Here is a 14524-nt window from a genome sequence, read left to right on the forward strand (position 1 = left end):
GGTCACGCCTCCGCCAGCGCCGCCCCGACCAGCGCCGCGACCCGCTCCACGCCGAACACATAGCCCTGCACCCCGCATCCGGCGATCACGCCGTCGGCGCGCAGCGAGACGTAGGAGTGGTGCCGGAACGATTCGCGCCGGTGGATGTTGGAGATGTGCACCTCCAGCACGGGCATGCCGTCGCAGGCGTTGAGCGCGTCAAGAATGGCGACCGAGGTGTGCGAGTAGGCGCCGGGGTTGATGACGATCCCGCAGTGGTTCAGCCGCGCCTCGTGGATCCAGTCGACCAGTTCCCCCTCGTGGTTGGACTGCCGGAAGTCGACCGTGCCGCCGTGCGCGGCCGCCGCCTTGACGCACAGGGCCTCCACGTCGGCCAGCGTCTCCTTGCCGTAGATCTCGGGCTGGCGCTGACCGAGCAGGTTCAGGTTGGGCCCGTTGAGGATCATGATCGGGGCGTTGGCCAGGGTGCGGGGCACGGTTCCTCCGGTCCGTTCGGGGCGGTGCGTCTACGACCGCTGCTCGCACCCGGTCTATCACGCCGGCCGGCACGGACAGCGGGCCCTGCGCGCCGGTCGCCACGGCGTGCACCCAGGTCCCGTGGTCACCTCCGCGCGCCCCCGTAACCCTTGATCACGGTGGGTAGTTGACGCGGCATGCACGATGTACGCGCCGTAAGCGCCCCGTCCATGCCGCGGCTCGCCGCGGCCTCGCTCGCCGGGACAGCGATCGAGTTCTACGACTTCTTCGTCTACGGGACCGCGGCGGCTCTGGTTCTGGGGCCGCTGTTCTTCCCGACGTTCTCACCGGTCGCCGGGACGCTGGCGGCGTTCGGGACGTTCGGGGTGGGGTTCGTGGCCCGGCCGCTGGGTTCGGTGATCTTCGGGCATCTCGGGGACCGGCGCGGACGGCGTCCGGTGCTCTTCGTCTCGCTGCTGCTCACCGGCGCATCCACGGTCGCGGTCGGCTGTGTGCCGTCGTACGGGACCATCGGCGTGGCCGCGCCCGTGCTGCTGCTCGTGCTGCGTTTTCTCCAGGGGTTGGGGCTCGGCGGTGAGTGGGGCGGGGCGGTGCTCCTGACCGCCGAGCACGCTCCCGCCGGACGGCGCGCCCTGTGGTCGAGCTTCCCCCAGATCGGACCGGCGCTCGGCTTCGTCCTGGCCAACGGGGTGATGCTCGCGCTGTCGGCAGGGTTGTCCGACGCGGAGTTCGCCCGGTGGGGCTGGCGCGTGCCGTTCTGGGCGGCCGGCGCCCTCGCGCTGGCCGGTCTGTGGCTGCGTTCGTCCCTCAGGGAGAGTCCCCGATTCCTGGAGATCGACGACCACGCGCGCGTGCCGCTCGTGGAGGTCGTACGGCACCACGGGCGGCTGGTGCTGCTGACGGCCGGGGCACTGGCGGTCGGCTACGCGGTGTTCTACGCGGTGACTACCTGGTCGCTGGCGTACGCGACGGAACGGCTCGGCGTGAGCCGTACGGTCATGTTGATGTGCGTCATGGGCGCGGTGCTGGTCAAAGGCGCGCTCACGCCCGTCATGGCGCTGTTCGGCGACCGGTACGGGCGCCGGCCGATGTGTCTGACGGGGTGCGCGGCCTGCGTCCTGTGGATGCTCCCGATGGTCGCGCTCCTCGCGACCGGCGAGCCGCTGCTGATGTTCCTCGCGATCCTGGGCGCGCTGATCGCCTTCATCACCATGTTCGCCGTGATCGCCGCGTACCTGCCGGAACTGTACGAACCCCGGGTGCGCTGCACGGGCGCCGCCGTGGGCTACAACCTCGGCGGTGTCTTCGGTGGCGCCCTCACCCCGATCGTGGCCACGACGCTCGCGGAGCAGGGCGGGCGGATCCCGTGGGGCGTGGGGGCGTACCTGACAGGTATCGCGCTGATCAGCCTGGTCTGTTTCGCGTTGCTGCCGGAGACGCGGCCGGTGCCCGTGCCGGCGGTGGAGCCGGTCACGGGCTGACCGGACGCGCCGCAGACGGCCCCGCCCGCTACGGGTTGATCGCCAGTTCCAGGTAGGCCGCGAACAGCACCAGGTGGACACCGCCCTGGAGTGGGGTGGCCCGGCCCGGCACCACGGTCAGGGAACTGACCACCACGGTCAGCGCGAGCAGCAGCATGTGGGTCGAGCCGAGGCCGAGGACGAGCGGCCCGGACAGCCACACGGACGCGAGCGCCACGGCCGGGATGGTCAGGCCGATGCTGGCCATCGCGGAGCCGAGGGCGAGGTTGAGGCTGGTCTGCACGCGGTCACGGCGGGCGGAGCGCAGCGCGGCGATGGTCTCGGGCAGCAGGACGAGCAGGGCGATGATCACACCGACGACCGCCTGATGCAGGCCCGCCGCCGCCACGCCCGACTCGATCGTGGGCGACACGCTCTTGGCCAGGCCGACCACGCCGACCAGCGCCAGCCCGAGCAGGCCGAGGCTGGTCCAGGCGGTGCGCGCGGACGGGGGTCGGGCGTGGTCCTCGACGGTGATGACCTCGCCCTGCCGGGTGATGGGCAGGAAGTAGTCGCGGTGGCGCACTGTCTGGGTGGCCACGAACAGCCCGTACAGGATCAGTGAGGACAGCGCGGCGAAGGTCAGCTGGACGGTGGAGAACTCGGGTCCGGGCTTGCTGGTGGTGAAGGTCGGCAGCACCAGGCTGAGCGTCGCCAGTGTCGCCACGGTCGCCAGCGCCGCGCCGGTGCCCTCCGGGTTGAAGACGGCCGTGCCGTGCCGCAGGGAGGCGACGAGCAGGCAGATCCCGACGACGCCGTTGCAGGTGATCATGACGGCGGCGAAGACGGTGTCCCGGGCCAGGGTGGAACTCTTGTCGCCGCCGTCAACCATGAGGGTGACGATCAGGGCCACCTCGATGATCGTGACGGCGATGGCGAGGACCAGCGAACCGAAGGGCTCCCCGACTCGGTGGGCGATCACCTCGGCGTGGTGGACCGCCGCCAGGACGGCACCGGCCAGAACGAGGGTCACCAGGCCGACGACCGCCCCGGGCAGGTCCCGGCCCCAGGTGAAGATCAGCAGGACGACCGCGAGCACCGGCACGAGGATCGTCCATTGGCGGGTGAGCGACCGGAGCCGAGTGATCATGCGGCGATGGTCGCAGAGCCGCACAGGGTTCGCATTCCGTTCTTTTCCGACACCTCTCATCCTTTCCGGTGCGGAGGCCCGGTGCCGGTGGGACCGGGCCTCCGCGTCGTGACGCGGGCTTCGCCCCGCCACGGTCAGACGTCGACGCTGCTCTTCCGAGCGCCCTCACCGTCCGCGTGCGCTTCCTCGGCGGCCGCCTGCTTCCTGGAGGCCAGCAGGCTGGTGACCGTGGTGACGGCGAGGACCACGCAGATCACGCCGAGCGAGACCGGGATGCTGATCTCGGGCACGTGGACACCGGTCTCGTGCAGGGCGTGCAGGACCAGCTTGACGCCGATGAAGCCGAGGATGATCGACAGCCCGTACGAGAGGTGGACCAGCTTCCTGAGCAGTCCGCCGATGAGGAAGTAGAGCTGGCGCAGACCCATCAGGGCGAACGCGTTGGCGGTGAAGACGATGTACGGGTCCTGGGTCAGCCCGAAGATCGCGGGGATGGAGTCCAGGGCGAACAGCACGTCCGTGGTGCCGATGGCGAGCATCACGACCAGCATCGGGGTCATGACGCGCTTGCCGTTCTGCTGGATCCACAGCTTGGTGCCGTGGTACCGGTCGGCCACGCCGAACTTGCGCTCCGCGGCCTTCAGCAGCTTGTTCTCCTCGTACTCCTCGTCGGCCTCGTCCTTACGGGCCTCCTGGATGAGCTTCCAGGCGGTCCAGATCAGGAAGGCGCCGAAGAGGTAGAACACCCAGGAGAAGCTGGCGATGATCGCGGCCCCGGCGGCGATGAAGACGGCCCGCAGGACCAGGGCTATGAGGACGCCGACGAGCAGGACGCGCTGCTGGTACTGCGCGGGCACCGCGAACTTCGCCATGATCAGGACGAAGACGAAGAGATTGTCGACACTCAGCGACTTCTCGGTGATGAAGCCCGCGAAGAACTCACCGGCCGGCTGTCCGCCGCCGAAGACGAGGAGGCCGAGGCCGAAGAGGCCGGCGAGGGTGATCCAGACGACGGTCCAGATGCCCGCTTCCTTGATCGACACCTCATGCGGCTTGCGACCGATGAAGAAGTCGGCCGCGATCAGGGCGGCGAGACCCGCGATAGTGAGGACCCATAGGGTCATGGAGACTTCCACTGCACCTCCGGCATTACGTGACGGCAAACACATCAGCGTTGTCGCTGCCGGAGGTCTCTTCCACCCGCGATGGGCCGACGCCCCGGGACCTGACCGGTCCGTACTGACGGGTGCGCCGCAGTCAAGGAGTACTCCCCTCCGTACGGAAGACTGTACCCCAATCACCAAGGAAAGGTAAAGCAGTAGGTAAAAGAAGTGCCAAGTTGGCTGGTCAGATGACCTTTACCATCGCTTGGTACGGGCTCTGGCCACCTCGGCGAGCACATCCTGCACGATCCGGCCGGCAGCCGGGGGCAGTGAGGGTTCGTACGTCCAGGCGTGACCGATCCACGGATCGGCGAGGTGGTCGTCGGGCAGTGGGGTCAGTCGCAGGAGCGAACGCCACAGTGGATCGAGCAAGGGGCCGTAGGCGGCGGCCTCGTCGCGGTCGGCGACCAGCAGGAGGTGGACGCCGACGGCCGGACCCTCGTCGGCGAGATAGCGGAGCCGGGTCACCGACCGGTCGTCGAACCCGTGCGGGAAGTCGTTGACGATCAGGAGCTGCTGTGCGATGTCCACATCGGCCGGCAGCGACTCGGCCGCGCCGCCGCGCACCGCCATCTGCACCAGGTCGACCCGCCGGGTGAGCCTGTCCAGCGTCTGAGCGACCCCCGCCGCCCCGATCGCGGGCGGCGCCGCGAGGACCCCGGCCCGCGTCAGCGGCAGCAGCGCGTCGGTCCCGGCACCGGCCGGGTCGATGACCTGCACCGCGAACTCGCCAGCCGGATGTACGGCGAGCAGGCGCGCCGCGAGGGCGACCGCCACGGACATGGCCAGATGCCGCAGCTCAGCGCAGTCCGTCATGTGAGCGTCGTCGGCCGCCGACGGACCGCTGTCGACCCACAGCCCCCGTTCCAGCGGCAGCCTGACCAGCAGGGGGATGCGCAAGGGCGCGCTCTCGGGGAGGTGGAGATCACCGAGCCGCAGAGCCAGCGGTGGCTCGGCTGGAACGCGGTAGGCGTGCCAGACGGGGCTGTCCCAGTCGGCGCAGGCAGGGGGAAGCGCGGGCTCGACCACCTCGGCCTCGGCGATGAGCTGCGCGAGGTCGCGATCGAAGGCTGCCCGCGCCTGGTCGGCCAGCTGGGTCCGGCGGGCGTGGGCCGCCTCGCGAGCGGCATCGCCCGCGGTGCCGAGCCGCGCGCGGGGGTCGGCGAGGGCCTGGTCCAGTTCCTTCTCCAGGCGGGAGTCGGCGAACTCGACGGCGCTGCGGTAGGCGGCCGTGGTGCGGGCCAGATCCTCGAACATGCCCCAGACCTGGTTGTACAGCCGTTCCTCCATCGACCAGCCCACGGCGTCTCCGGCAACGGGGCGAGCGGGCTGCCCGTCGGCGACAGAAGGTGCCGGGGGCGGGGACGGAACGCTGTGGGTGCGGCGTGGGTGCGTGTAGTCGACCGGGCTGCCCAGGCGGTGGGGATCGGAACCGCCGGGCGGATGGGGGCCGGGACCGCCGTCGTCGTCAGGGCTCTGCGGGTCGTACGGGCGTGGCGGTTCCGCCGACCCGGCAGCGGACGTCTGAGAAGCGGTGGCGGGCTGAGAAGCCGACGCTGGCTGAGAAGCTGTCGTGGGCTGAGAAGCCGACACCGCTTGGTGGGTGGGCGAGGCCTGCGGCGCGGAAGCGGAGGTGATCTGCGGGCCGAGAACGGTCGGCGGTACGGGTGTCGCACCGGGCAGGCTCTGGGCCGCCGCCTCCCGCATGGCCGTAGCGAGGTCGTCCGCGTCGCGCAGCCCCTGGTCGGCGAGGAGGGCGGGGAGACCGCCCGCGTAGCCCTGGCCCATCGCGCGCACTTTCCAGGCGCCCTGCCGGCGGTACAGCTCCAGGGCGGTCACGGCCGTCTCGGTGTCCAGGCCGGTGAGGGTGTAACAGGCGAGTTCGGTGCCGTCGAGGCCGCTCACCGTGGTGTGCGGGGCGGGGACAGCACCGAAGTGGGCCGGGCCCGTGGTGCCGGCGGGCAGGGCGAGGAACACGGCGACGCGGTGCACGGCCTCGGGCAGGGCGGCCAGGTCGACGGCCAGGCGATGCTCGGCGGCGGCGTGCCGGGGCGCCTCGATACCCGGCAGGGCGGGGGCACCGGCATGGGCCACCCACTGGCGGCCGTGCACCGTGCCGTGCTCGTCGCCGAGTGTGGCTCCGGCCAGGACCGGCACTCCGGCCGAGATCCCGATCTCCAGCCGGACCTGAGACAGCGGGTGGTTCTGCCCCCGCACCAGCTCGGCCCCCATCGCCGTCGCCCCCCGTGTCGTTCGGTCGTGCGTGCCGCGCCAGTGAGCGGGCGGCCCGGTCCTAGAGGTGCGGCAGGATCGCCGGCATCAAATCCTGGAAGGTGCGGCCCCTGGCCGGGGCGCCGATCGCGGTCATCGTCCAGCCGGAGGCTGACCGGTGCACCTTGGCCATGATCTGGGCGGTGTACTCGCCGCCGCCGGCCAGGGTGTAGCGAGCGAGTTCCTGGCCATTGGTCTCGTCCACGAGCCGGCAGAAGGCGTTCTGCACCTCCTCGAAGGTCTGGCCGGTGAAGGAGTTGACCGTGAAGACGATCTGGTCGATGTGGACCGGGACGCGCTGGAGGTCCACCAGGATCGCCTCGTCGTCCCCGCCCTGGCCGGCGCCGCCCACGAGGTTGTCACCGGTGTGGCGCACGGAACCGTCGTCGCTGACCAGGTGGCGGAAGAAGACGACGTCCTTGGGCTCCCCGCCGGCGAAGAGGACCGCCGAGGCGTCCAGGTCGATCTCGCGGGTGCGGGAGCCGAACAGGCCGCGCCGCTTCGCCGCCTGCCAGCCGAGCCCCATACGGACCGCCGTCAGGGTGGCCCCGTCCTTCTTCTCCAGGCTGATGGCCTGACCCTTGGACAAGTTGACGGACACGGCTGAATCCCCTCTCGACGGTCCCCTGTTGCCGCGCCGAGCCGTTGCTGCGCACCGCGCGGTTGTTCAGAACCCTACGCAGGGCCACGGACAGTGCCGACCCCCGGCTCGCGCTTTGTGTCGGGGTTGCAACACTTGGCGCTTCGAGCCGAGGGCGGTACGGGGCGGAGCCTCAGGCGAGGCCGGCCTCCCGCATCTGGCGCAGCTCCTTCTTCATCTCGGAGACCTCGTCGCGCAGCCGGGCCGCGATCTCGAACTGCAACTCCGCGGCGGCGGCACGCATACGCTCGGTCATCTCCTCGATCTGCTCCGCCAGCTCGGCCGCCGGACGGTCCGTGGGCACCGCCTTGCCCTTGGCCGTCTTGGCGGCCTTTCCGGCCTTCGCGCCCTTGGCCGCCTTGTCGCCGAGCGACGGAACGGGGGCCTTCGCGCCCTTGCCGTCCTTCGTCTTGCGGTACCCGGAGCCGAGGAGCTGTTCGGTGTCGATCTCCTCGCGGGCGATCTGCGCGACGATGTCGTTGATCTTCTTGCGCAGGGGCTGCGGGTCGATGCCGTTCGCCTTGTTGTAGGCGATCTGCTTCTCCCGCCGGCGGTTGGTCTCCTCGATGGCCTTCTCCATCGCCGGGGTGATCTTGTCGGCGTACATGTGGACCTGGCCGGAGACATTGCGCGCCGCGCGGCCGATGGTCTGGATCAGCGAGGTGCCCGAGCGGAGGAAGCCCTCCTTGTCGGCGTCCAGGATCGCCACCAGGGAGACCTCGGGCAGGTCGAGGCCCTCACGGAGCAGGTTGATGCCGACCAGGACGTCGTACTCACCGGAGCGCAGTTCGCGCAGCAGCTCGACTCGGCGCAGGGTGTCGACGTCGCTGTGCAGATAGCGCACCTGGATGCCGAGTTCCAGGAAGTAGTCGGTGAGGTCCTCGGCCATCTTCTTGGTCAGCGTGGTGACGAGGACCCGCTCGTCCTTCTCGGTGCGCTTGCGGATCTCGTGCACCAGGTCGTCGATCTGGCCCTCGGTGGGCTTGACCACGACCTCCGGATCGACCAGGCCGGTCGGGCGGATGATCTGCTCCACGAAGCCGTCCGAGCGGGACAGCTCGTAGGTACCCGGGGTGGCCGACAGGTAGACGGTCTGCCCAATGCGCTCCTGGAACTCCTCCCACTTCAGCGGGCGGTTGTCCAGGGCGGAGGGCAGGCGGAAACCGTGGTCCACGAGGGTGCGCTTGCGGGAGGCGTCGCCCTCGTACATCGCGCCGATCTGCGGGACGGTGACGTGCGACTCGTCGATGACGAGCAGGAAGTCGTCCGGGAAGTAGTCCAGCAGCGTGTTGGGCGGGGAGCCCGGCGAGCGGCCGTCGAAGTGCATCGAGTAGTTCTCCACGCCGGAACAGGTGCCGATCTGACGCAGCATCTCGATGTCGTACGTGGTGCGCATCCGCAGGCGCTGGGCCTCCAGGAGCTTGCCCTGGTTCTCCAGGTCGGCCAGGCGCTCCCCCAGCTCCTTCTCGATGTCGTTGACGGCCCGCTCCATGCGCTCGGGGCCGGCGACGTAGTGGGAGGCGGGGAAGACGTAGAGCTGCTGGTCGTCGCTGATGATCTCACCGGTGACCGGGTGCAGCGTGGACAGCGCCTCGATCTCGTCGCCGAACATCTCGATGCGGACGGCCAGCTCCTCGTAGACCGGGAAGATCTCGATGGTGTCGCCGCGGACCCGGAAGGTGCCGCGGCTGAAGGCCATGTCGTTGCGCGTGTACTGGATGTCGACGAAGCGGCGCAGCAGCTGGTCACGGTCGATCTCGTCGCCGACCCTGAGGGTGACCATGCGGTCCACGTACTCCTGCGGAGTACCGAGGCCGTAGATGCAGGACACCGAGGCGACCACGATGACGTCGCGGCGGGTGAGCAGCGAGTTGGTGGCCGAGTGGCGCAGGCGCTCGACCTCCTCGTTGATCGAGGAGTCCTTCTCGATGTAGGTGTCCGACTGCGGGACGTAGGCCTCGGGCTGGTAGTAGTCGTAGTACGAGACGAAGTACTCGACCGCGTTGTTCGGCAACAGCTCGCGGAACTCGTTGGCCAGCTGGGCGGCCAGCGTCTTGTTCGGCGCCATCACGAGGGTGGGGCGCTGGAGCTTCTCGATCATCCACGCGGTGGTGGCGGACTTGCCGGTGCCGGTCGCGCCCAGGAGGACGACGTCCTTCTCGCCGGCCTCGATGCGCTTGGCCAGCTCGGCGATGGCCGCCGGCTGGTCACCGCTGGGCTGGTAGGGGCTGACGACCTCGAAGGGCGCCACCGTGCGTTCGATGTGGGAAACGGGCCGCATGACATCAACCGTACGACCCCGCACCGACAACGGGCTCCGATCAGCGGTTCTGGGGAGTGCGGGAGGCGTGGTGCTCGGTCCGGCGGGCCGGGCGGTGACCGTCGTGGAGTGCGGGGCGGCGGTCGGCGTGGGAGGCGACTGCGGCGGCCGGGACGCCCGGCTTGTGCTCGACGGGCCTCCAGTCGGGCCGGCCCATGACCATCAGCGGGTCGAAGATCACGACGACGCCCGCGAGGAGCAGGAAGGCGAGCGGGCCGATCAGCATCGGCGCGAGCACGGACGCGACGGGCGCGCCTCCGGCGGTGTGGGAGGCGCCGTCGAGGTGGACGCTGAGGGCGGCCATGCCGGTGTAGTGCATGCCGCTGACCGCGAGCCCCATGACGAGGCTCGCGCCGACGCTCCACAGGAAGCCCCGCACCTGTCCGGCGGCCCACAGGGCGGCGGTGGCGGCCACGACCGCTATGACGACGGAGGCGGCGACGGTGAACGTGTTGTAGGTGAACCGCCCGTGGAAGCGGACGCCCGCCATGCCGAGGTAGTGCATCGAGGCGACGCCCAGACCGGTGATCGTGCCGCCGGTGAAGAGGGCGGTGCCGGTGGCGCCCCGGTAGCCGACGATGAAGATCCCGATGCCGACCATGACGATGGCGAGACCCAGGCTCGCGTAGGTGATCGGCTTGTCGTAGTGGAGCGGCGTCTCCTTGATGCTGAAGCCCATCATGGCGACGAAGTGCATGGTCCAGATGCCGGAGCCGATCGCCGCCGCGCCGAGGGCCAGCCAGGCGGGCCGCCGTGCGTGCGTGACCAGCAGAGAGCGTGTGGTGCAGCGCAGGCCGAGAGCGCCGCCGAGGCACGCCATCAGATAGGCCACCAACGGGGTGACGGCCCCGTAGCTGAATCCGTCGACCGTGCCTTGCATCCGCGGCTGCCCTTCCCGCCTTCTTGTGTCCCGGAATACCTGTACATGCCCTCGTCCCAGGACCGCGCGGGCGGTCAGGGTTGTCGCAGAGAGTATGACCCCCACTGGAATGGTCGAACGATTTTCCGGCAAAGAAACACGGCCTTGCCGCACTTGTGCGGCACCGGTGAGCGGACTTGGACATCTGCATTCAATGTGTGGTCATCGTGCGCCCGGGTGTCGTTGACCCACTGCTGTCAGTCTGGTGCTGTCGGTATCCGCTCGACGCGAGGAGTACGCATGCACGCGCGCGTAGTCGCCGTCACAGTCGCCGCGGCCCTGGGGACGGTGGCCGCCCTGCTGAGCCCCACGTCGCCCGCCCGGGCGGGCGAGCACGGCGTGCCCACGGTGATCGCCCACCGGGGTGCCTCCGCCTACGCACCCGAGAACACGCTGGCCGCCGTCGACAAGGCCGCCGAGCTGGGCTTCTCCTGGGTCGAGAACGACGTCCAGCGCACCAAGGACGGCGAGCTGGTCGTCCTGCACGACGACAGCCTTCAGCGCACCACGAACGTCGAGGAGGTCTTCCCCGGCCGGGCTCCCTGGAAGGTGCGGGACTTCACCGCCGCCGAGATCGCCCGGCTGGACGCGGGCAGCTGGTTCTCCCCCGCCTACGCGGGCACGCGCGTGCCGACGCTGAAGGAGTACATGCGCCGGATCGAAGGCAACCATGAGAACCTGCTCCTGGAGATCAAGAGCCCGGAGCTGTACCCGGGCATCGAGCAGCAGACGCTGAAGCTCCTCGGCAACGAGGGCTGGCTGGACGGCAGGCACCTGGGGCGCCTGATCGTGCAGAGCTTCAGCGCCGACAGCGTGCGGACCGTGCACGAGCTGAAACCCGCGGTCGTCACCGGCTACCTCGGTGCGCCCACCATTGCGCAGCTGCACCGGTTCGCGCGCTTCACGGATCTGATCAATCCCTCGGACGGGTCCCTCTCCCAGGCGTACGTCGCCTCCGTGCACGCCTTCGACGGACCACACGGCAGGCCGCTGCGGGTCTTCGCCTGGACGGTGGACGACGCGGCCACCGCCCGCACGGTCGCCGGCTACGGGGTCGACGGGATCATCACCAACAACCCCGACGTGGTGCGGGCGGCTCTGGGTTCGGACTGAGCCGGGCGGGCGTTGTCAGTGGCGGGTCGTACCGTGGGCGCATGGACAGCCATGGGCAGGATGAGCAGCGGGTCGTCTGGGCCGTCGTCGGCACGGACATCGGCCCGTTGATGCTGGCGGCGACCCGCGACGGCCTGGTCAACGTCGTCTTCCACGCCTCGGACGCGGTGCGCGACCGGACGCTGGAGCGGCTGGCCGCACGGCTGGGCGGCGAGCCCGTGGAGGATCCGGACTCGCCGTTGCTGGCGGAGGCGATACGCCAGCTGCGGGCGTACTTCGCGGGCGAGCGGCACAGCTTCGACCTGCCGCTGGACTGGTCGCTGATCTCCGGTTTCAACCGGCAGGTACTGCGCGAGCTGGCGTCCGGTGTGCCGTACGGCACCGTGGTGGGCTACGGCGATCTCGCCGGCCGGGTCGGGCAGCCCGGCGGGGCCCAGGCGGTCGGCGCGGCGATGGGCGCCAATCCGCTGCCGGTGGTCGTGCCGTGCCACCGGGTGGTGGAGAGCGGCGGCGGCATCGGCGGTTTCGGAGGCGGGCTGGAGACCAAGCGGAAGCTGCTCGCCCTGGAGGGTGTGCTGCCGGAGCCGCTGTTCTGACCGGCCCCGGGCGCGGCTAGTCGTCGTAGTGCCGGGCCTCGAAGATGTTGCCGTCGGGGTCGCGGAAGTAGAAGCTGCGCGTGGCGTTGCCGCGGGCGCCGGACAAGCCGCGGTCGATGCCCGACACAGAGACGCCGTGTTCCTCCAGGCGGGCGCGCAGGGCGTCGAAGGCCTCGGCCGTCAGCGACAGGCAGACGTGATTGACGGGATGGCCGGCGCTGTCGGCGGAGCCGGGCAGCATCCTCATGTGTTCGACGAAGCTGTGCGGGGCGAGGTCGAGGATGGTGTCCTCGTTGACGCGTACGGAGGGAAAGGCCACTTCCCCCTCCGCGAACTCGGCGATCCTGACCGGCTCCAGGCCGACGGCCGTCTCGTAGAAGGCGGCCGCGGCGACGGGGTCGGCCACCCACAGGACGACGTGGTCCAGACGCGTGGTGTTGTTCCTCATGTGCACCAGGCTGGTGGTCTCCCCGACGGGCCACAAGCGTTTATCCGTGGCCGGCGCCCGCCAGAGACTAGGAAGGACCGACGGACAGGAGGCGGGCACGTGGTGCTGGTGGTGTCGGAAGAGGTCCGGGAGGCGATCGACGCGCGGCGGCCGGTGGTGGCTCTGGAGTCCACGATCATCGCGCACGGTCTGCCCCGCCCGCGCAACCTACAGGTGGCGATGGAGCTGGAGGAAGCGGTGCGGCGGGACGGTGCCGTGCCGGCGACCATCGCCGTGCTCGACGGGCGACCCCGGGTCGGCCTGGACAAGGACCAGCTGGAGCGGGTGGCGAACGAGGACGGCATCCGCAAGCTGGGCCATCGTGACCTGCCGCTCGCCGTGGCGGCGGGGGCGAGCGGGGCGACCACCGTGTCGGCGACGGCGCAGCTGGCGTCCCTCGCGGGGGTGCGGGTGTTCGCCACCGGTGGGCTGGGCGGGGTGCACCGGGAATGGACCGTGACCCAGGACGAGTCGGCCGACCTGGGTCTGCTGGCGCGCACCCGGATCACGGTGGTGTGCGCGGGCGTGAAGTCGATCCTGGACGTGCCGGCGACGTTGCAGCGGCTGGAGACACTGGGCGTGGCCGTCGCCGGGTACGGCACGGACCGGTTCCCCGGCTTCTATCTGTCGGACTCGGGGCATCCGGTCGGCTGGAGGCTGGACACTCCGGAGCAGGTCGCCGCCGTCATGCGCGCCCAGGACGCGCTGGACGCGCCGGAGTCGGCGCTGATCGTCGCCCACCCCGTCCCGGAGGCGGAACAGCTCGATCCCGAGCTGCACGCGCGTGTGCTCGCCGACGCGCTGCGCGCCTGCGCGGAGCAGGGTGTCACCGGGCAGGCGGTGACCCCGTTCCTGCTGGACTACCTGGTCCGGCACACCGACGGAGCCTCACTGAGCGCCAACCTGGCCGCGGTGCGCGGCAATGTACGGCTGTCGGCGCGGATCGCCGCGGCGTGGACCAGGGGGTGACCGAGAGCCGCAGCGGCGGGCTGCTGGTCGTCGGGGACGTGGTCACGGATGTGGTCGCCCGGCACCGGGGGCCGCTCGCGGCCGGCACCGACACCGCCGCCGTGATCCGGACGCTGCCGGGCGGCGCGGGCGCCAACGTGGCCTGCTGGGCCGCCCACGCGGCTGCGCGGACGTACGGCTGCTGGGGCGGGTGGGCGCGGACGCCGCCGCGTGGCACGAGCGGGAACTGGTCGCGGCCGGGGTGCGGCCCCGGCTCGTGGTGGACGGGGAGGCGGCGACCGGGACCGTGATCTGTCTCGTCGACACGGGTGCGGCGGCCGAGCGGACGTTCCTGACGGACAGTGGGGCGTCCCTGCGGCTCGGCCCCGCCGACTGGTCGGACGCGCTGCTCGACGGGGTGGCCCGGCTGCATCTGTCGGGCTATCTGCTGTTCACGGAGTCGAGCCGGGCGCTCGCCGGGACGGTGCTCGCGGCGGCACGCGCGCATGGGGTGCCGGTCAGCCTGGACCCGGCCTCGGCCGGCTTCCTGGCGGAGCTGGGGGTGGACCGCTTCCTGACGTTCGCGGAGGGGCTGGACGTGCTGCTGCCCAGCCGGGACGAGGCATGTCTGCTGACCGGGCTGTCGGATCCGGCGGACGCGGCGGCGAAGCTGAGCCGGCTCGTGCCGCTGGTGGTGGCCAAGGCGGGCGTGGACGGGGCGCTCGTGGCCCGCTCCGGGACCGTGTCGGCCCGGGTGCCGGCCGTACCGGCGGAGCCCCGGGACACCACGGGGGCGGGTGACGCCTTCACCGGCGCGTTTCTCGCCGCCCTGCTCGCGGGCGCGGCCCCGGAGGAGGCGGCGGCGCGGGGGTGCCGGGCGGGTGCGGAGGCGGTGGGACGGGTGGGCGGCAGACCACCGTGTCCGGGGAACGGGGGTTGAGGGGACGGGGGCACACGGGTCGCCTCTGCCCTGCGTCCTG

General features: G+C 70.9%; 12 protein-coding genes and 1 pseudogene. 5 read left to right on the forward strand and 8 right to left on the reverse strand.

Annotated features, from left to right (window positions below; all coding sequences use genetic code 11):
• Positions 1–2 precede the first annotated feature (2 nt).
• Positions 3–476 carry a type II 3-dehydroquinate dehydratase gene (aroQ, locus tag ACZ4WH_RS05895; RefSeq protein ID WP_468177006.1) on the reverse strand — a complete coding sequence of 158 codons (474 nt, stop codon included), beginning with the start codon at positions 474–476 and terminating at the stop codon, positions 3–5.
• 210 nt (positions 477–686) lie between these two features.
• Here aroQ and ACZ4WH_RS05900 point away from each other — a divergent pair, with 210 nt between their 5' ends.
• Complete coding sequence (locus ACZ4WH_RS05900; RefSeq protein WP_468177415.1) at positions 687–1958, forward strand: MFS transporter; 1272 nt, start codon at positions 687–689, stop codon at positions 1956–1958.
• Positions 1959–1986: 28 nt separating this feature from the next.
• Here ACZ4WH_RS05900 and ACZ4WH_RS05905 read toward each other — a convergent pair whose 3' ends face one another.
• From ACZ4WH_RS05905 to ACZ4WH_RS05930, 6 genes are all read right to left on the reverse strand, one after another.
• The gene (locus ACZ4WH_RS05905) at positions 1987–3087 is read right to left on the reverse strand and encodes a calcium:cation antiporter (protein WP_468177008.1); all 1101 of its coding nucleotides are present in this window, start codon (positions 3085–3087) and stop codon (positions 1987–1989) included.
• A gap of 134 nt (positions 3088–3221) precedes the next feature.
• A complete protein-coding gene (locus ACZ4WH_RS05910; RefSeq protein ID WP_468177010.1) occupies positions 3222–4223 on the reverse strand; it encodes a TerC family protein in 1002 nt (333 codons plus the stop codon).
• Between the two features lie 222 nt (positions 4224–4445).
• Entirely contained in the window at positions 4446–6482 is a 2037-nt protein-coding gene (locus ACZ4WH_RS05915; protein WP_468177012.1) for a TerD family protein, read from the reverse strand.
• A gap of 61 nt (positions 6483–6543) precedes the next feature.
• Complete coding sequence (locus tag ACZ4WH_RS05920; protein WP_468177014.1) at positions 6544–7122, reverse strand: TerD family protein; 579 nt, start codon at positions 7120–7122, stop codon at positions 6544–6546.
• Positions 7123–7294: 172 nt separating this feature from the next.
• Positions 7295–9442, reverse strand: coding sequence for an excinuclease ABC subunit UvrB (gene uvrB, locus ACZ4WH_RS05925; RefSeq protein ID WP_468177016.1), 2148 nt, complete (start codon positions 9440–9442; stop codon positions 7295–7297).
• Between the two features lie 40 nt (positions 9443–9482).
• On the reverse strand, positions 9483–10361 hold the full coding sequence (locus ACZ4WH_RS05930) for an MHYT domain-containing protein (protein ID WP_468177018.1): 879 nt from the start codon (positions 10359–10361) through the stop codon (positions 9483–9485).
• A gap of 279 nt (positions 10362–10640) precedes the next feature.
• Between ACZ4WH_RS05930 and ACZ4WH_RS05935 the strand changes: the two genes are divergently transcribed.
• Positions 10641–11513, forward strand: coding sequence for a glycerophosphodiester phosphodiesterase (locus ACZ4WH_RS05935; RefSeq protein WP_468177020.1), 873 nt, complete (start codon positions 10641–10643; stop codon positions 11511–11513).
• Positions 11514–11554: 41 nt separating this feature from the next.
• The gene (locus ACZ4WH_RS05940) at positions 11555–12109 is read left to right on the forward strand and encodes a methylated-DNA--[protein]-cysteine S-methyltransferase (RefSeq protein ID WP_468177022.1); all 555 of its coding nucleotides are present in this window, start codon (positions 11555–11557) and stop codon (positions 12107–12109) included.
• 16 nt (positions 12110–12125) lie between these two features.
• On the opposite strand, the gene ACZ4WH_RS05945 is transcribed toward ACZ4WH_RS05940, so the two are convergent.
• Complete coding sequence (locus ACZ4WH_RS05945; RefSeq protein WP_468177024.1) at positions 12126–12557, reverse strand: VOC family protein; 432 nt, start codon at positions 12555–12557, stop codon at positions 12126–12128.
• A gap of 99 nt (positions 12558–12656) precedes the next feature.
• Here ACZ4WH_RS05945 and ACZ4WH_RS05950 point away from each other — a divergent pair, with 99 nt between their 5' ends.
• Positions 12657–13565 (forward strand): pseudouridine-5'-phosphate glycosidase, encoded by a 909-nt coding sequence (locus ACZ4WH_RS05950; RefSeq protein ID WP_468177026.1) that lies wholly within the window; start codon positions 12657–12659, stop codon positions 13563–13565.
• Positions 13550–14484: pseudogene (locus tag ACZ4WH_RS05955) on the forward strand (carbohydrate kinase family protein). Before ACZ4WH_RS05950 ends, ACZ4WH_RS05955 begins: the two are co-directional and overlap by 16 nt.
• Positions 14485–14524 lie beyond the last annotated feature (40 nt).

The organism is Streptomyces sp. NPDC029138 (assembly GCF_055564375.1).